This is a genomic window from Streptomyces sp. NPDC025638 (assembly GCF_055558775.1).
Map to the genome: position 1 here is coordinate 397476 of NZ_JBVHLX010000004.1, position 15411 is coordinate 412886.

Sequence of the window (15411 nt, forward strand, 5' to 3'; positions counted from 1 at the left end):
CCCGGCCGTCAGATCACATTGAGGGCGGCCGCGCAGCCGACTCCCCCGAGCAGCATGAAGGCCGGCATCAGCACCTTGAGCTCGACCCAGCTGCCCGCCCGGAACCGCATGCCCTTCGGCGGACCCACCGGGTACCAGCGCTTGCGGCCCACCGGGATCGGCCACAGGATCGGGCAGCCGGAGACGGTCAGCGCGTCCCCGATGTCGTGCACCAGCGCCCCCAGCACGACGGGCAGCCCCAGCCACAGGTACTCCTGGCCCGGCGCGGTGAACAGCCAGTCCGAGCCGTTGCCCGGCTTGTCCAGGACGCCCGCGAGGATCCACGCGCTGGTCGCCGCCAGCAGCCAGACCAGGACGTCGGCGCTGGAGCCACGGGCCGCCCGCCACAGCAGGCCCTCGATCGCCAGCACCATGTGCGCGAACAGGATCGCCAGCACCGCCCAGCGGCCGCCGGTGATCGCCGCCGCCGAGCAGCCCGCGCCGATCAGGGCCGCCCACAGCCAGGTGTGCGTCAGCGTCCGGTGTCCACCGGAGCGGCGCGGGTCGCCCTGCTTCCTGGTGGCCTTGTAGACGGCGTACGACAGCTTGTCGACGATCTCGCAGAGCCAGCGCGACAGCGGCCCGAAGGCGCGCGAGATGGTGGCCGCCTTGTGGTCGAGGTCGGGGGCGAGCGCCGCGCCGGCACAGATCAGGGCCCCGACCAGCACGACCGGCCAGGGCATGGGGTGCCCGGCCGCGGCGGCCGCCGCTCCGACGCCGAGCCAGGCGGCGGCTCCCGACAGTGAGTGTGCTGGTCCCATCATGGCCGTTCCCCGCCCCATTCCTCGTGTGCCGCTGTCCAGTTGACCGGGTGCATTGACGCTCCGTCGGCGCCACAGCGTAGCTGCCGTGATCTTCGCACCCGCAGCCGATTCCCCCATCGGCCGGGAGGCCAGGCAAGATGGGTACGTGACCCTCATCGATCAGCTGCCGCCGACCGCCGACCCCGACGCCCTCTACGAAGCCTTCGAGTCGTGGGCACAGGAGCGGGGGCTCACGCTCTACCCCCACCAGGAGGAGGCGCTGATCGAGGTGGTCTCCGGCGCGAACGTGATCGTGTCGACGCCCACCGGCTCCGGCAAGAGCATGATCGCCGCGGGCGCCCACTTCGCCGCCCTGGCCCGGGACGAGGTCACCTTCTACACGGCCCCGATCAAGGCGCTGGTGTCGGAGAAGTTCTTCGAGCTGTGCAAGCTCTTCGGCACCGAGAACGTCGGCATGCTGACCGGCGACGCGTCCGTCAACGCCGACGCGCCCGTCATCTGCTGCACCGCCGAGGTGCTCGCGTCCATCGCGCTGCGCGACGGCAAGGACGCGGACATCGGCCAGGTCGTCATGGACGAGTTCCACTTCTACGCGGAGGGCGACCGCGGCTGGGCCTGGCAGATCCCCCTGCTCGAACTCCCGCAGGCGCAGTTCATCCTGATGTCGGCCACGCTCGGCGACGTCTCCTTCTTCGAGAAGGACCTCACCCGCCGCACCGGCCGCCCGACCTCGGTGGTGCGCTCCGCCACCCGCCCGGTGCCCCTCTCCTACGAGTACAAGTTCACCCCGCTCACGGAGACCCTCACGGACCTGCTGGAGACCAAGCAGGCGCCGGTCTACATCGTCCACTTCACCCAGGCGCAGGCCGTGGAGCGGGCGCAGGCGCTCATGAGCATCAACATGTGCTCGCGCGAGGAGAAGGACCAGATCGCCGAGCTGATCGGCAACTTCCGCTTCACCACCAAGTTCGGCCGCAACCTGTCCCGTTACGTCCGCCATGGCATCGGTGTCCATCACGCCGGCATGCTGCCCAAGTACCGGCGCCTGGTGGAGAAGCTCGCACAGGCCGGTCTGCTGAAGGTCATCTGCGGCACCGACACCCTCGGCGTGGGCGTCAACGTCCCCATCCGGACGGTGCTGTTCACGGCCCTGACCAAGTACGACGGCAACCGCGTGCGCACCCTGCGCGCCCGTGAGTTCCACCAGATCGCGGGCCGGGCCGGCCGAGCCGGGTTCGACACGGCCGGACTCGTGGTCGCGCAGGCGCCCGAGCACGTCATCGAGAACGAGAAGGCGCTCGCGAAGGCGGGCGACGACCCGAAGAAGCGCCGCAAGGTCGTCCGCAAGAAGGCGCCCGAGGGGTTCGTCGGCTGGACGGAGAACACCTTCGAGAAGCTGATCGCCTCCGAGCCGGAACCGCTGACGTCCCGCTTCCGTGTGACGCACACGATGCTGCTGTCGGTGATCGCCCGGCCCGGCAACGCCTTCGACGCGATGCGGCGGCTGCTGGAGGACAATCACGAGCCGCGCAAGCAGCAGCTCAGGCACATCCGGCGGGCCATCGCCATCTACCGCTCGCTGCTCGACGGCGGCATCGTCGAAAAGCTCGACGAGCCCGACACCGAGGGCCGCGTCGTCCGCCTCACGGTCGACCTCCAGCAGGACTTCGCGCTCAACCAACCGCTGTCCACGTTCGCGCTCGCCGCGTTCGAACTGCTGGACCCTGAGTCGCCGTCCTACGCCCTGGACATGGTGTCCGTCGTGGAGTCCACGCTGGACGACCCGCGCCAGATCCTGGTCGCCCAGCAGAACAAGGCGCGCGGCGAGGCGGTGGCCGCGATGAAGGCGGACGGTGTCGAGTACGAGGAGCGCATGGAGCGCCTCCAGGACGTCACCTGGCCGAAGCCGCTGGAGGAGCTTCTCTTCCACGCGTACAACACCTACCGCAAGAGCCACCCCTGGGTCGGCGACCATCCGCTGTCGCCGAAGTCCGTCATCCGTGACATGTACGAACGGGCCCTTTCCTTCACGGAGTTGGTGTCCTTCTACGAGCTGGCCCGGATCGAGGGCATTGTGCTGCGCTACCTGGCCGGCGCCTACAAGACCCTGGACCACACCGTCCCCGACGACATCAAGTCGGAGGACCTCCAGGATCTGGTCGAGTGGCTGGGCGAGATGGTGCGCCAGGTCGACTCCAGCCTGCTGGACGAGTGGGAACAGCTGGCCAACCCGGAGGAGATGACGGCCGAGGAGGCCCAGGAGAGGGCCGACGAGGTGAAGCCGGTGACCACCAACGCGCGCGCCTTCCGCGTGCTGGTCCGCAACGCGATGTTCCGCCGCGTGGAGCTCGCCGCCCTCGACCAGGTCGACGAACTGGGCGAGATGGACGCCGAGTCCGGCTGGGACGCGCAGGCCTGGGGCGAGGCGATGGACAAGTACTGGGACGAGTACGAGGACCTGGGCACCGGCCCCGACGCCCGCGGCCCCAAGCTGCTTGTGATCCAGGAGGAGCCGCAGAACGGGCTGTGGCGCGTCCGCCAGATCTTCGACGACCCGAACGACGACCACGACTGGGGCGTCAGCGCGGAGGTCGACCTCGCGGCCTCCGACGCGGAGGGCCGTGCGGTCGTCCGTGTGACCGACGTCGGCCAGCTGTGAACACAGGAGAATGCCGCCCATGACGAACCCGGCCGAGAGGCTCGTCGACCTGCTCGACCTGGAGCAGATCGAGGTCAACATCTTCCGTGGCCGCAGCCCCCAGGAATCCCTCCAGCGGGTCTTCGGCGGCCAGGTGGCGGGCCAGGCGCTGGTCGCCGCGGGGCGCACCACGGACGGCGAGCGTCCGGTGCACTCGCTGCACGCGTACTTCCTGCGCCCGGGCCGGCCGGGCGTGCCGATCGTGTACCAGGTGGAGCGGGTCCGCGACGGGCGGTCGTTCACGACGCGGCGGGTCACCGCCATACAGCAGGGCCGCACGATCTTCAATCTCACCGCCTCCTTTCACATGCCTGAGGAAGGACCTTTCGAGCACCAGCTGCCGACCCGTGACGTGCCGGACCCGGAGTCCCTGCCGACGGTCACGGAGGAGATCCGCAAGCATCTGGGCGCTCTGCCGGAGCAGTTGGAGCGGATGGCACGCCGTCAGCCCTTCGACATCCGTTACGTCGACCGGCTGCGGTGGAATCCCGACGAGGTCAAGGGCGCGGAGCCGCGCAGCGCGGTGTGGATGCGCGCGGTCGGACCTCTGGGCGACGACCCGCTGGTGCACACCTGCGCGCTCACCTACGCCAGCGACATGACTCTCCTGGATGCGGTCCGCATACCCGTCGAACCCCTGTGGGGCGCGCGGAACTTCGACATGGCCTCACTGGACCACGCCATGTGGTTCCACCGGCCGTTCCGCGCGGACGAGTGGTTCCTGTACGACCAGGAGTCGCCGATCGCGACGGGCGGCCGCGGTCTGGCTCGCGGGCGCATCTACGACCTGCAGGGGCGCCTGCTCGTTTCGGTCGTCCAGGAGGGTCTGTTCAGAGCCCTGTAGGCCGGGACTTCACAGTCCCGCGGGCCGGAGGCTTCTGCGGCGCAGCCGGCCCAGCAACCCATGCGGCCGCTCCGGCGCTTCGGGCACGGGTGTGGGTCCGGGTGTGGGTGCGGGTGCCTTCGGGTCGTGTCGCGGTGCGGGACGCGGAGCGGGTCGGTAGGCGCGGGCCTGCTCCAGTCCTCGGGCCAGGTCGCTCCTCAGCCAGCCGATCTCGTCCAGGTCGTCCGCCGTCATGATCTTCTCGGCGAGATGCGCCGAGGGCGATCCCGGTGCCCCGTGGGCAGGTGGCGCCGGGCGGAACCGGTTCAGATGGGAGCGCTCGTACGGGTCCTTGACCACGTCCGCGATATGGGCGGGGTCGAGGAACGCGGCGAAGGCTCCGGCGCGCTCCCAGGGATCGCCGGCCTGGCGGAGCAGGAAGCCCAGGTGACGTCCGCGCCAGTTCCGGGCACGCAGATCCAGGCCGGTGTCCAGTTGCGAGCGCAGCACCTCGGGCGTACGGCCGGTCAGCAGGGACGCGTTCTTCTCGTCGGCCGCGAACTCCCGCAGTTCCTCGGCAAGATAGAGCCAGACCACGGCTCGATAGCGATTCAGGTAGAAGTTCACCGGAACCACCAGCCCGAGGCGCGCAAAGCGGGTGAACCTGGTGGCCGACACGTTCATGATCTCCGCGCCCTCCGTGGTGCCCACGGCCTTGACGCTGTCGCGGAGCGCTTCGGGGAACCCCTCACCCGAGCGCAGCCGGTCGATCTCGGCGCGCTCGACCCGGCGGCCTCCGCCTCCTCCCTCGTCCGGCACGGTCCTGATACGGCCGAGGTGCACGGCGAGGTCGAACTCACCTCGTTTCAGATTCAGTTCGCGTGCGGCGCGGCTCGGCGTGCAGGTGAGGGAACGCGGCTGAGTGACGGTGTTGCCTGACATGGTCGTACTCCCCCGTGGAGTTGGTGGCTCACGCCGTGTGCGCTCGCCGTGAAAAAACCGTAGCCGGTTTGGCGAATCGCGTGGCAAGCCTGTGGATAACTCCGAGGGGAATGAAAAATGCGCAGGTCAGAGGTCTGCTGGGGAGGTTCGCTCGGGGCGTCGGGCGTCCACGCCGAGATGTTCGCCGACCCGGTTGACGAGCAGGGTCATCTCGTAGGCGATCTGACCGATGTCGGCCTCCGCGCCGCTGAGCACGCACAGACAGCTGCCAGTGCCGGCCGCGGTGACGAACAGGACGGCGTCGTCGTACTCGATCATGGTCTGGCGCACCGTGCCCGCGCCGAAGTGGCGTCCCGAACCCTTGGCCAGGCTGTGCAGTCCGGAAGCGACGGCGGCGAGGTGCTCGGCGTCCTCGCGGCGAAGGCCGGTGCTGGCCCCGGTCACCAGGCCGTCGTTCGACAGGACCAGCGCGTGGCGTACGTGTTCCACCCGCTCCGTCAGGTCGTCGAGCAGCCAGCCGAGTCCCTGGTTCTGCGCCATGCTCCGTCTCCCCGTGTGATGTCTCCCCCTGGCCGGAGGGTCTGTCCGCCAGCCTTCCCCACGACCGCTGTCCGGGCAAGGAGGATGGGGGCATGGCACAGAAGATGACCGACGAGGAATGGCGGGCGTTCGTCTCGCACGGGACCCGCACCGGCAAGCTGGCGACCGTACGGGCAGACGGGAGCCCGCATGTGGCCCCCATCTGGTTCCTGCTGGACGGGGACGAAGTGGTCTTCAACACCGGCAAGGAGACCGTGAAGGGGCGCAATCTCGCCCGCGACGGACGGATCGCCCTGTGCGTGGACGACGACCGGCCGCCGTTCCACTTCGTGGTCCTGAACGGTCGCGCCCAGGTGTCGGAGGACCTCGACGAGGTACGGGCCTGGGCGACCCGGATCGCGGCTCGGTACATGGGTGAGGAGCGCGCCGAGGAGTTCGGCGCCCGCAACGGCGTTCCGGGTGAGCTCGTGGTCCGCGTCGCCGTCGACAACGTCGTGGCGGTGAAGGATCTGTCGGCCTGAGGCGCCCGCTCAGCTCACGGAGTCGAGGAGCCGGGCGGTGTGCATCCGCCCGGCGTATTCGACGAGGCGGATCAGTACTTCCTTGCCCGAGTCCCGGTCGCGGGCGTCGCAGAGGACCACCGGTGTTCCCCGGTCGAGATCGAGGGCGTGGGAGACGTCGTCGGGGCCGTAGGTGCGGGCGCCGGCGAAGCAGTTGACGGCCACGACGAACGGGATGCGCCGGTGCTCGAAGTAGTCCACCGCCGGGAAACAGTCCTCCAGCCGCCGGGTGTCCGCGAGCACCACGGCACCGAGAGCTCCCTGCGACAGCTCGTCCCAGAGGAACCAGAACCGGTCCTGGCCGGGTGTGCCGAAGAGGTACAGGGAGAGGCCGTCACGGATGGTGATGCGCCCGAAGTCCATGGCGACGGTCGTGGTGACCTTCTGGTCCACACCGTTCGTGTCGTCCACCAACTGACCTGCCTCGCTGAGCAGTTCCTCGGTGCGCAGCGGCTTGATCTCGCTGACCGCTCCCACCAGGGTGGTCTTGCCGACGCCGAATCCGCCGGCGACCAGTATCTTCAGCGCCAGGGCGGACGTCTCGCCATGCGTGGCATCGGAATGCTCGGAGACCATGATCACTTCTCTCGGGAGTGCCGGCTGTGTTCGACGTCTGTGTGCGAAGTCAGCATCATGACAACTGACGTTCACTTCCGAGGGATTGCACCGATATCGTCACCATCCGACCGGATCGGGCCGGTTGTCGGCGGAAGGGAGTGCAACCCTGTGCCGTACCGCGGCTGGTTCTGAACCTTCATCTACAACGCCCGCAGTCCCTCGATGACCTCGCGGAGAATCCGTTCATCGGGCAGTTGCGCCGGTGGCACTGGGCGGCTGACGGTGACACAGCCCAGTTCCAGGAGGTCGCCGAGGAGCACCCTGACCACGCCCACAGGAAGGTCGGCGCCCGCGGCGAGCTCGGCGACGGACTGGGATTCCGTGCGACACAGGTCGAGGAGCGCTCGGTGCTCGGGCCCGAGCCCGGGGTCGTCGTGGACGGCGGGCGCGGCGGATTCGAGCGTCACGAGCGCGATCAGGTCGAACCGCACTCCGGAGGGCCCGGGTCTGGTACGTCCGCCGGTCATGGCGTACGGGCGGACCAGGGGCCCGGCCTCGCTGTCGTACCACTGGCTGTCCGGCTCCCGCGGGCTGCCCCTCATGTCCTGGGTCATCGGTGCCGACCGCCCTCTCGGCTCAGCGGGCGGCGGGCGGGCGGGCAGCAACGCGCGGCGGCGCGCAGAGGTGCTCGCCGACGCGCTTGACCAGCCGGGCCATCTCGTACGCGACCAGTCCGATGTCGGCGGTCACGGCGGTGAGGACGGCGAGGCAGGAGCCGTCGCCGGCCGCGGCCACGAACAGGAACGCGTCGTCCATCTCCACCATGGTCTGGCGTACCCCACCCGTTCCGAAGTGCCGGCCCGTGCCCTTGGCCAGGCTGTGGAAGCCGGAGGCGACGGCGGCGAGGTGCTCGGCGTCCTCGCGCTTGAGGCCGTTCGAGGCACCGACGGCCAGGCCGTCGTTGGAGAGCACCACGGCGTGCCGCACCTCCCCCACGCGTACCACCAGGTCGTCCAGCAGCCAGTCGAGTTCACCGGATCGCTGGGCGGCCCTCATGCTCGGGTCCTGGATCATGCAGGGTCTCCTTCGCTGCTGTCTGTGCCCGGTTCGGGGTCCGGGGCGGTGCCGCGGCCCGGGTGCCTGCCCCCGCCGCGCGCCCAGCCGTCGCGGTAGGCCGCCATGCGGTCCCGCACGAGTTCGGGGGTGCGCCGGTCGTCCTCCCCCGAGGCTGGTGTCCCGGCCGGCTCCCCGGTGCGCCGCTCGCGCAGTTGGGGGACGAGGTTCGCCTGTCGTACCCGGCGCGGGAGATTGTCGGAGCCCCCGGGGTCGTGGGGTGGGCGGTGCGGCCGCAAGGTGGCGACTCCAGGCGGCGGGGGGCCGCTCGGGGTGTCCGTCGGTGCCGGGACGGTGGCCGCCAGGGCGGGTCGGTCGGCCGACGCGGCGACGGCCTCCGGGAGCGAAGCGGCACCGGGCACGCGCGCGTACTCGCGTTCCGCCGCCCGTTCCCCGTCCCCCGTCGAGCGGGGGGAACGTTCCGCCGCGCCGCTGTGCAGCAGGGCGGTGGGCAGCAGGACCACGGCGGTCGTGCCACCGTAGGGCGAGGTCTTCAGATGGATCTTGATGCCGTGGCGCGCGGCGAGTCTGCTGACCACGAAGAGCCCGAGGCGGTCACTGTCGAACAGGTCGAGTGCCTCGGACTGCTCGATGCGCCGGTTCGCCTCGGCGAGCGTCTCCTGACCCATGCCCAGGCCCCGGTCCTCGACCTCCACGGCGTAACCGTTGCCGACGGGTTCGCCGGTGATGCGCACGCGCGTGTGGGGCGGCGAGAACTGGGCGGCGTTCTCCACGATCTCGGCGAGCAGATGGGTGAGGTCGGCGACGGCCGCGCCGATGACGGAGGCCTCGGAGAGCCGGCGTACCTCCACGCGCGCGTAGTCCTCGACTTCGGAGACGGCCGCGCGCACCACGTTGTTCAGGGACACCGGCATACGCCAGGCCCGTCCCGGTGCCGCTCCGGAGAGGATGATCAGGCTCTCCGCGTGGCGTCGCATACGGGTGGTGAGGTGATCGAGGCGGAAGAGGTCGCTGAGCTCGTCGGGGTCCTCGGAGCGGCGCTCCATGCTGTCCAGGAGGCTGAGCTGGCGATGGACCAGGATCTGGCTGCGGCGAGCGAGGTTGACGAACACCCCCGAGATCCCGTCGGCGAGTTCGGCGCGCTCCACGGCGGCGCGCAGCGCGGCGCGGTGCACGGTGCCGAGGGCCTCGGCGACCTGGCCGGTCTCGTCCTCCGCGGGTGGTCCGGACGGCGCCTCGGCCCGGATGTCGATCTCCTCGCCCGCGCGCAGCTTCCGCATCGCCTCGGGAAGTTTGCGGCGGGCGAGATCCAGGGCGCTGTTGCGCAGGCTCACCAGTTCCACAACGAGGGCGCGCCCGATGCGGACGGAGATGACGAGCGAGGCGGCGACGGCGACCAGGCCGAAGAGGACCGCGGCGCCTGCCGGGGTGAGCTGACCTCGTGCGAACGGATCGGCCCGGCCCGCGACGGTGCGAGCGGCGTCCGTCTCGATGGACCGCATCCCGTCCCGCACGCGCGCGTGGGCCGCGCTCCAGGCTGCCACGGGGGCCGCAGCGAGCGCCCGGGAACCGGGAGCACCGGCGAGGACCTTGTCCTCAAGCGTGCCGACCGCGGTGTAGGCACTGCTGTCGGCGAGGTCCAGCCAGGCGGCACGCTGGGCCTCGGGCAGGTCCGCCGCGGCGGATTCGGTGAGCGTACGGCGTGTGGCGGCGGCGCCGGTGAACAGCCACAGCCGCTCGCCCTGGAGAGCGCGGGTGGGGCGGGCGCTCGCAAGCACCGTGTCCTCTTGGGCCAACGCCTCCCTCGCGCGGGAGAATTCGAGCAGCACGCGTGCGTCGGAGCCGAGGTCGTCCGCCTGGACGCCGGTGAGGGCTCCCTCCACGGTGAAGGCCTTCGCGATGGTCTTCGTGTACTGCGCGTACGCGTCGTCCCAGCCGGCCCGGCGGTCGAGCACCGCCGTCCGCAACGCGGCCAGGTGCTCGGCTCCGGTGACGAAGTCGGCCAGCCGCCGGGCGACACCGCGGGGCAGTTCCTCGCTGTCGGCGACGGTGGTGTCGCGCCCGAGCCGCAGCCTGGCGACGGCCCGGTCGGTGCGCGCGGCGAGTGTACGGAGGTTGCCGCTCCGTCCGGCGGCCGGGTCGCTCGCCCAGAGCACCGCCGCGGCGCGCTCGGCCTGCAGGGCGGTGACGGCGGCGGCGACCGGGGACCGCAGCTCGGAGTCGACGCGCTGGGACTGCCGCAGCCGGGCGACGTCCTGGACGGTGCTGACGGTGGCGTACGCCCACAGGGCGAGCAGCGAGACGACGGGCACCATCAGCAGGCAGACGACCTTGGCCCGGACGGTCCGCGGCCGTATCCGCCATCGCACCGCGCGCGTGGGCGGGTGGTCCGACGTCGCGCCCGGGGGTGCGTCCGTGCCTTCGTCGGCCGGCGGTCCCGCGTGCGCACGGCGGCCGCGCAATGGTGGCGTGGCCTGCGTCTCCGCTCCTGCTGTGGGGGTCCTACGGGGTGTACGCATGGGTCCTCGCTCGGTAGTGGTGCGGGGCGCGCCCTGCCGGAGCCCACTAGCGGGCGGCGGCGCTCTCGACCGTCCGCCGGGCGGCAGCGGACGGTTCGCGCTCGCCCGCCGCAGGCGAGAGGGCGACGAACGCCGAGGTGAGGAACAGATAGGACCCGAGGCCGACGGCGAGGGGGAAGATGAACTGCATCGCCGTGGCCCCGGGCAGGACCGAGGCGGAGGGCGTGACGCGCACGCTCACCGCGAACATGGCCGTGTAGTGCATGCTGCTGACGGCTGCTCCCATGACGAGGGAGGCAACCGTGACCGCGACGGGTGACTTGATGTTCAGCCCCGCCCACAGGGCCGCGGTGGCCGCGACCACGGCGATCACGACGGAGAGCGCGACGAGCGCCGGGTCGTAGGTGATGTCGCCGTGCAGCCGTACCGCCGCCATGCCCAGGTAGTGCATGCTCGCGACACCCAGCCCGGTGGTGAGGCCGCCGAGGAACAGCGCCCGGGTGCGGTTCCGGCCGTAGCCCACGGCGAAGACACCGGCGCAGACGACGGCCATGGCGACCAGCAGGCTGAGGATGGTCAGCGGCACGTCGTAGCGGATGCCTGTGCCACTGACCCCGAAGCCGAGCATGGCCACGAAGTGCATGGTCCAGATGCCGGTACCGATCGCGGAGGCCGCGGTGACGAGCCAGTTGCGGCGCGAGCGGCCCGTGGTGCCGAGCGCGCGGACGGTGCAGCGCAGCCCCAGTGCGGCGCCGATGCAGGCCATCGCATACGACAGCACAGGGGTCAGCCAGCCGAAGGCGGCGTGGTCGAGGTGTCCCATGGCCCCGGGACGCTAGGGGTGCACGGGTGCACCAAGGGGGCGCATTTCGAAAGGTGCTGGAATATGACATGGAGACGCGCTGGAACGATCGCGTCCCGCTCGAACATGCGCGTAGATGGCACCCTGCGTCATGGGCGTAGAGGCACCAGTGGACGTACGAAACCGTGACGGTGAGGGATCATGCGGAGCATGAGCGACGACCACACACACGTCCAGGAGTTCTTCGGGGCCCGTGCTGCCGACTGGGACAGCAAGTTCCCCGACGACGGCCCCGCCTACGCGTCCGCCGTGGCCGACCTGGGGCTGCGCACGGGGGACCGGGTGCTCGACGCGGGCTGCGGCACGGGACGCGCCCTGCCGCCGCTGCGCGCGGCCGTGGGACCCTCGGGCGTGGTCGTGGGCGTCGATCTGACTCCGGAGATGCTGCAGGCGGCCGTACGGGCCGGGAGGGACCGCGACGGCCGGCTGGTGCTCGCCGACGTCGCCGCGCTGCCGCTTCGGTCAAAGTCCCTCGACGCCGTGTTCGGCGCGGGCCTCATCGCGCACCTGCCCCATCCGGCCGAGAATCTGCGGGAGTTGGCGCGTGTGGTACGGCCCGGCGGCACGTTGGCACTGTTCCATCCGATCGGCCGGGCGGCCCTGGCCGCGCGCCAGGGGCGGCAGATCACCCCGGACGACCTGCGCGCGGAGGCCAACCTCGGTCCCCTGCTGGCAGGCTCCGGGTGGCGTATGACGTCGTACGTCGACGAGGACACCCGCTTCCTCGCGCTGGCGGTCCGGGAGCGCTGAGCGCGACCTCCCTGCCGCGCACGGCGGCGGGTCCACGCACGCTGGGCGCCGCCGGGTCGTGTGCCGGAACGGCCCCTCACACGCGCCCCGCGACCGCCGCCACGAAGGCGTCCGGGTTGTCGAACATGACGTTGTGCCCGGCGCCGGGCACGGTCACCACACGAACGCCGGCGGCTTCCAGGGCCTCCCTGCCCGGGACTTCACCGCTGAGCTCGCCCTGAAGGTACAGACGGTCGATCTCCAGTCCTTCCAGGAGGGTGCGCATGACGGGTTCCGAGCCGCGCCGGAGCCCGACGGCGGTGCGGTGCAGGGCCCGCGGGTCGGCGAGCCGCATGGTCGCCGCCCAGAGGGGGCCGACCTTTCGCAGCACGCGCGCGTGCCCCCCGTCGACGAACTCGTCCTCCTCGTAAGAGGCGATGCCGCTGCTCCCCGCCGTCGCCGGCGGGAGGGCGTCGAGGTTGGCCTCGGCGAGAACCAGCCGGGAGACGAGATCGGGCCGCCGACGGGCGAGCACGATGGCGACCGCCCCGCCCATGCTGTGCGCGATCAGCTCGGCCCCGGTGAGACCGGCCGCGTCCAGTGCCGCGGCCAGGGCGTCGGCGTTGTCCTCCAGCGTGTACCCGAAGTGTTCGGGCCGGTCGCTGATGCCGTGTCCGGGCAGATCGACGAACAGGCTCCGCCGGCCGGCAAGTTCCGGGCGGGCCGCGATGTGCGCGTGGTACACGGACGAGACCGACCCCAGTCCGTGCACGTACACCCGCGCGGGCTCCTCGCCGGGCGTCTCCGTCCAGCGGATGCAGCTGCCCTTGCCGTCGAACTCGGTCTGCTTCACGGGGTCCCCCTGAGTCGCTCGAATGCCGCGTTCGGCACGCCGCCAAGATACATCGGTAACGAGGTATATGTAAGTCGAAGTATCGAGGTCTCGATGTACAGCGCGCATACGAGAGAATGCGGGCATGCTGGAGCTCGCGATCCTCGGATTCCTCTACGACGCCCCGCTGCACGGCTATGTCCTGCGCAAGCACATCGCCGCACTGACCGGACATGTCCGCCCCGTGGCCGAGAGCACGCTCTATCCCGCGATCAAGCGGCTGGAGAAGGCCGGCCTCCTGGCGCGGGCCACCGAGCCGGGGTCCGTGGCCGCGCCGCGCCATGTGCTCACACTCACCGAGGAGGGCAGGAGCGAGCTGCGCCGTCGGCTCGCCGAACCGGCGCAGCGCGACATCACCGACGAGAACCGCTGGTTCACGGTGCTCGCCTTCCTCGGACACCTGGACGACCCCGCCGCCCAGGCGACGGTCCTGCGGCGCAGACTGGCCTTCCTGGAGGAGCCGGCGAGCTTCTTCTACGAGGGTGACCGGCCGCTGCGCGCCGAAGAGCTGGACGACCCCTTCCGGAGCGGCATCCTCACCATCGCGCGTGCCACGAGCCGGGCCGAACTCACCTGGCTGCGCGACACCATCGCCTCACTCGACGAGGCCGGCCGCTGAGACGTCCGTGTTCGGGCCGCTCGAACCACTTAACCGATTCGACCCTCTTCTGTTGCCGAAGCTCCAACTCTACGTTGAACAGGAGCAGATGAACGATCAGAGTCGAAGCCGCAGAGGCGGAAGGCGGTCCGCATGTTCGACAGGATCCGTAAGTACGTCACCGGATTCCGATCCTCCACGAGCACAAAGGAGGCCGTCGGCCGGGAGAAGCGCGCACACAACTTGTTCGAGGCCGCGGCCGCCTATGTGTCGGCCCGCGCGGAGGACGACCAGGACCGGATCGACGAAGCGGCAGGCTGGGTGTCCCCGGAGGCACTGTCGTTCGGAGTGAGTGAGCTGGCGTGCCGGGCCGTGATCGTGCTGGCCCGGGAGCGCGACGAGTCGCCCCGGACAGTGGCCCGCGACCTTCTCGGGCTGCCGGTGTCCTGACCTACCGGCCGCGGATCCGGTCGTTTCGCCCGCTCCGGGTGGAAACTGCAGCTCCGGGTGTGATGGGGAGTCGTGACAACCGCCTTCCGCTCGCACTAGGGTGCGCGCCGTTGGACGAACCACTGGGGAGGCTGGGATGGCCGAGACAGAAGACGAGGCCGTCGCCGCCGCGGACGATGCGCTGTACGTGCTCACGGCGGTGCTGCTCACGCCGGCGCAGTTTCCGAGCGTGCTGGGTGACGACTATCCGGAGGCCTGTACGGCGCTGGGCCTCGCGCCGCGCGCCGACGGATACGGGCTGGTGCTGGGCCAGGACGGCGACGGGGCCCGCTGGACGGTCGTCATCGACGACGTCTCGCTGGTCGCGGTCGCGATCGCGTCCTGGGACTGCGGCATGGAGTACGAACTGTCGCCGGACGAGCGCACGGTCGTCGCCGCGCTGCCGGGCTGGCCCCTCGCGGTCGCCGTTGCGGCTCCGGGCGTACCGGCGCCGCACGATCCCGGCCCCGACATGGCGGACGGCAACCCGCTGACCCCGCCGGACACAAGCTGCTGGGGCCCGGCCCAGCGGCGCCTGGGCGCGGACGAGATCGCGCTCCAGTGGGCGGTGTGGCGGGAACAGATCGACGACGCCGACTTCCCGACGCCGGGCAACGCGCCGGAGGAGGCGGGAGAAGACGCTCCGAAGGGCACGGAGGACGCACCGAAGGGCCACGGCGGGGTCCGGCGGGTCCTGGCGGAAGCACGCGCGTACGTGGACTCGCCACCGCCTCTCGGCCGGGTCCGCTCCTCGTTCGCGCCCGGCGATGCCCGGACCCTGCGCGCCGACGGCCCCGGCTGGTCGATGGTGGCCCGTACGGACGACATTGCGTTCGTGCTGCTGGACGACGAGCCGGGCGAGGTCCTGCCGGTGGGCCGCGGCCCGGAGCTCCCCGGCCTCCTGGAGGCACTCGACAAGCTGGCCGTACGGCCCAGTTGAGCCCACGCGGGACGAGTCCCGGCCAACGGGCCGGGACTCGTGTCATCAGCCGTCCGGGGCGCCGAGGAGGCCACCGAGGCGATGTCCGGGCGCCATGGGCGGGGACACGCAGGGGCGACGGCACCTCAGCGGCCGATCTCCTTGCGCGCGACACGGCGCAGCCTGCGCCGTTGCGAGGGGTCCAGCGTGAGGTACGCGGCCGCCGGGACTCCCAGCACGATCAGGAACGACACCCACCAGGGCACCCAGATCAACAGGATGAGCCCGACCGCCACACCCCCTGCGGCGATCTTCGCGCTATTCGACATGTGCGTCGCCTCCTTCGCGGCCACTGCCGCTCTCTGATCTGAAAACGGGCCCGCGCCTCCCGCGGTTCCGGAGCGC

Annotated in this window: 17 protein-coding genes; 7 read left to right on the forward strand and 10 right to left on the reverse strand. The window is 71.0% G+C overall.

Features of this window, described 5'->3' with window-relative positions; all coding sequences use genetic code 11:
* Positions 1-8: 8 nt before the first annotated feature.
* Positions 9-803, reverse strand: a complete 795-nt coding sequence (locus tag ACZ4EG_RS12785; RefSeq protein ID WP_390710485.1) for a metal-dependent hydrolase — start codon at positions 801-803, stop codon at positions 9-11.
* A 145-nt stretch (positions 804-948) separates the two neighbouring features.
* On the opposite strand from ACZ4EG_RS12785, the gene ACZ4EG_RS12790 reads away from it, so the two are divergent.
* Together ACZ4EG_RS12790 and ACZ4EG_RS12795 are read left to right on the forward strand one after the other, a co-directional pair.
* Positions 949-3462: a DEAD/DEAH box helicase gene (locus ACZ4EG_RS12790; RefSeq protein WP_467790656.1), complete on the forward strand. Its 2514-nt coding sequence runs from the start codon at positions 949-951 to the stop codon at positions 3460-3462.
* A gap of 19 nt (positions 3463-3481) precedes the next feature.
* A complete protein-coding gene (locus tag ACZ4EG_RS12795) occupies positions 3482-4345 on the forward strand; it encodes an acyl-CoA thioesterase (RefSeq protein ID WP_467790657.1) in 864 nt (287 codons plus the stop codon).
* Between the two features lie 9 nt (positions 4346-4354).
* Here the strand turns inward: ACZ4EG_RS12795 and ACZ4EG_RS12800 are convergent, their stop codons facing one another.
* Together ACZ4EG_RS12800 and ACZ4EG_RS12805 are read right to left on the reverse strand one after the other, a co-directional pair.
* Positions 4355-5266, reverse strand: a complete 912-nt coding sequence (locus tag ACZ4EG_RS12800) for a DUF6397 family protein (RefSeq protein WP_467790658.1) — start codon at positions 5264-5266, stop codon at positions 4355-4357.
* A gap of 126 nt (positions 5267-5392) precedes the next feature.
* Positions 5393-5806 (reverse strand): roadblock/LC7 domain-containing protein, encoded by a 414-nt coding sequence (locus tag ACZ4EG_RS12805; RefSeq protein WP_263206034.1) that lies wholly within the window; start codon positions 5804-5806, stop codon positions 5393-5395.
* Positions 5807-5898: 92 nt separating this feature from the next.
* Here ACZ4EG_RS12805 and ACZ4EG_RS12810 point away from each other — a divergent pair, with 92 nt between their 5' ends.
* Positions 5899-6327 carry a PPOX class F420-dependent oxidoreductase gene (locus ACZ4EG_RS12810; RefSeq protein ID WP_453558438.1) on the forward strand — a complete coding sequence of 143 codons (429 nt, stop codon included), beginning with the start codon at positions 5899-5901 and terminating at the stop codon, positions 6325-6327.
* A gap of 9 nt (positions 6328-6336) precedes the next feature.
* Here the strand turns inward: ACZ4EG_RS12810 and ACZ4EG_RS12815 are convergent, their stop codons facing one another.
* From ACZ4EG_RS12815 to ACZ4EG_RS12835, 5 genes are all read right to left on the reverse strand, one after another.
* The gene (locus ACZ4EG_RS12815) at positions 6337-6942 is read right to left on the reverse strand and encodes a GTP-binding protein (protein ID WP_467790659.1); all 606 of its coding nucleotides are present in this window, start codon (positions 6940-6942) and stop codon (positions 6337-6339) included.
* A 182-nt stretch (positions 6943-7124) separates the two neighbouring features.
* Entirely contained in the window at positions 7125-7538 is a 414-nt protein-coding gene (locus ACZ4EG_RS12820; RefSeq protein ID WP_453558432.1) for a DUF742 domain-containing protein, read from the reverse strand.
* A gap of 22 nt (positions 7539-7560) precedes the next feature.
* Complete coding sequence (locus ACZ4EG_RS12825) at positions 7561-7998, reverse strand: roadblock/LC7 domain-containing protein (protein ID WP_453558429.1); 438 nt, start codon at positions 7996-7998, stop codon at positions 7561-7563.
* Positions 7995-10517 carry a sensor histidine kinase gene (locus ACZ4EG_RS12830; protein WP_467790660.1) on the reverse strand — a complete coding sequence of 841 codons (2523 nt, stop codon included), beginning with the start codon at positions 10515-10517 and terminating at the stop codon, positions 7995-7997. The genes ACZ4EG_RS12825 and ACZ4EG_RS12830 overlap by 4 nt, the downstream gene beginning before the upstream one ends.
* Before the next feature lie 46 nt (positions 10518-10563).
* Positions 10564-11340: an MHYT domain-containing protein gene (locus ACZ4EG_RS12835; protein ID WP_453558422.1), complete on the reverse strand. Its 777-nt coding sequence runs from the start codon at positions 11338-11340 to the stop codon at positions 10564-10566.
* 189 nt (positions 11341-11529) lie between these two features.
* Between ACZ4EG_RS12835 and ACZ4EG_RS12840 the strand changes: the two genes are divergently transcribed.
* Positions 11530-12129: a class I SAM-dependent methyltransferase gene (locus ACZ4EG_RS12840; RefSeq protein ID WP_467790661.1), complete on the forward strand. Its 600-nt coding sequence runs from the start codon at positions 11530-11532 to the stop codon at positions 12127-12129.
* Between the two features lie 76 nt (positions 12130-12205).
* Here the strand turns inward: ACZ4EG_RS12840 and ACZ4EG_RS12845 are convergent, their stop codons facing one another.
* Complete coding sequence (locus ACZ4EG_RS12845) at positions 12206-12961, reverse strand: alpha/beta fold hydrolase (RefSeq protein WP_467790662.1); 756 nt, start codon at positions 12959-12961, stop codon at positions 12206-12208.
* A 124-nt stretch (positions 12962-13085) separates the two neighbouring features.
* Between ACZ4EG_RS12845 and ACZ4EG_RS12850 the strand changes: the two genes are divergently transcribed.
* From ACZ4EG_RS12850 to ACZ4EG_RS12860, 3 genes are all read left to right on the forward strand, one after another.
* Positions 13086-13619, forward strand: a complete 534-nt coding sequence (locus tag ACZ4EG_RS12850; RefSeq protein ID WP_467790663.1) for a PadR family transcriptional regulator — start codon at positions 13086-13088, stop codon at positions 13617-13619.
* 132 nt (positions 13620-13751) lie between these two features.
* On the forward strand, positions 13752-14048 hold the full coding sequence (locus tag ACZ4EG_RS12855) for a hypothetical protein (protein WP_390710472.1): 297 nt from the start codon (positions 13752-13754) through the stop codon (positions 14046-14048).
* 136 nt (positions 14049-14184) lie between these two features.
* Positions 14185-15027, forward strand: coding sequence for a hypothetical protein (locus tag ACZ4EG_RS12860; protein ID WP_453558413.1), 843 nt, complete (start codon positions 14185-14187; stop codon positions 15025-15027).
* A 125-nt stretch (positions 15028-15152) separates the two neighbouring features.
* On the opposite strand, the gene ACZ4EG_RS12865 is transcribed toward ACZ4EG_RS12860, so the two are convergent.
* Positions 15153-15335, reverse strand: coding sequence for a hypothetical protein (locus tag ACZ4EG_RS12865; RefSeq protein ID WP_453558412.1), 183 nt, complete (start codon positions 15333-15335; stop codon positions 15153-15155).
* Positions 15336-15411: the final 76 nt, after the last annotated feature.

What these genes read in the sequence shown, in the direction of transcription:
- ACZ4EG_RS12860 (WP_453558413.1), top strand. Translation starts at nt 14,185, where the DNA reads ATGGCCGAGACAGAAGACGAGGCCGTCGCCGCCGCGGACGATGCGCTG.
- ACZ4EG_RS12810 (WP_453558438.1), top strand. Translation starts at nt 5,899, where the DNA reads ATGGCACAGAAGATGACCGACGAGGAATGGCGGGCGTTCGTCTCGCAC.
- ACZ4EG_RS12855 (WP_390710472.1), top strand. Translation starts at nt 13,752, where the DNA reads ATGTTCGACAGGATCCGTAAGTACGTCACCGGATTCCGATCCTCCACG.
- ACZ4EG_RS12800 (WP_467790658.1), bottom strand. Translation starts at nt 5,266, where the DNA reads ATGTCAGGCAACACCGTCACTCAGCCGCGTTCCCTCACCTGCACGCCG.
- ACZ4EG_RS12805 (WP_263206034.1), bottom strand. Translation starts at nt 5,806, where the DNA reads ATGGCGCAGAACCAGGGACTCGGCTGGCTGCTCGACGACCTGACGGAG.
- ACZ4EG_RS12865 (WP_453558412.1), bottom strand. Translation starts at nt 15,335, where the DNA reads ATGTCGAATAGCGCGAAGATCGCCGCAGGGGGTGTGGCGGTCGGGCTC.
- ACZ4EG_RS12835 (WP_453558422.1), bottom strand. Translation starts at nt 11,340, where the DNA reads ATGGGACACCTCGACCACGCCGCCTTCGGCTGGCTGACCCCTGTGCTG.
- ACZ4EG_RS12850 (WP_467790663.1), top strand. Translation starts at nt 13,086, where the DNA reads ATGCTGGAGCTCGCGATCCTCGGATTCCTCTACGACGCCCCGCTGCAC.
- ACZ4EG_RS12785 (WP_390710485.1), bottom strand. Translation starts at nt 803, where the DNA reads ATGATGGGACCAGCACACTCACTGTCGGGAGCCGCCGCCTGGCTCGGC.
- ACZ4EG_RS12825 (WP_453558429.1), bottom strand. Translation starts at nt 7,998, where the DNA reads ATGATCCAGGACCCGAGCATGAGGGCCGCCCAGCGATCCGGTGAACTC.
- ACZ4EG_RS12830 (WP_467790660.1), bottom strand. Translation starts at nt 10,517, where the DNA reads ATGCGTACACCCCGTAGGACCCCCACAGCAGGAGCGGAGACGCAGGCC.
- ACZ4EG_RS12815 (WP_467790659.1), bottom strand. Translation starts at nt 6,942, where the DNA reads ATGGTCTCCGAGCATTCCGATGCCACGCATGGCGAGACGTCCGCCCTG.
- ACZ4EG_RS12795 (WP_467790657.1), top strand. Translation starts at nt 3,482, where the DNA reads ATGACGAACCCGGCCGAGAGGCTCGTCGACCTGCTCGACCTGGAGCAG.
- ACZ4EG_RS12820 (WP_453558432.1), bottom strand. Translation starts at nt 7,538, where the DNA reads ATGACCCAGGACATGAGGGGCAGCCCGCGGGAGCCGGACAGCCAGTGG.
- ACZ4EG_RS12840 (WP_467790661.1), top strand. Translation starts at nt 11,530, where the DNA reads ATGAGCGACGACCACACACACGTCCAGGAGTTCTTCGGGGCCCGTGCT.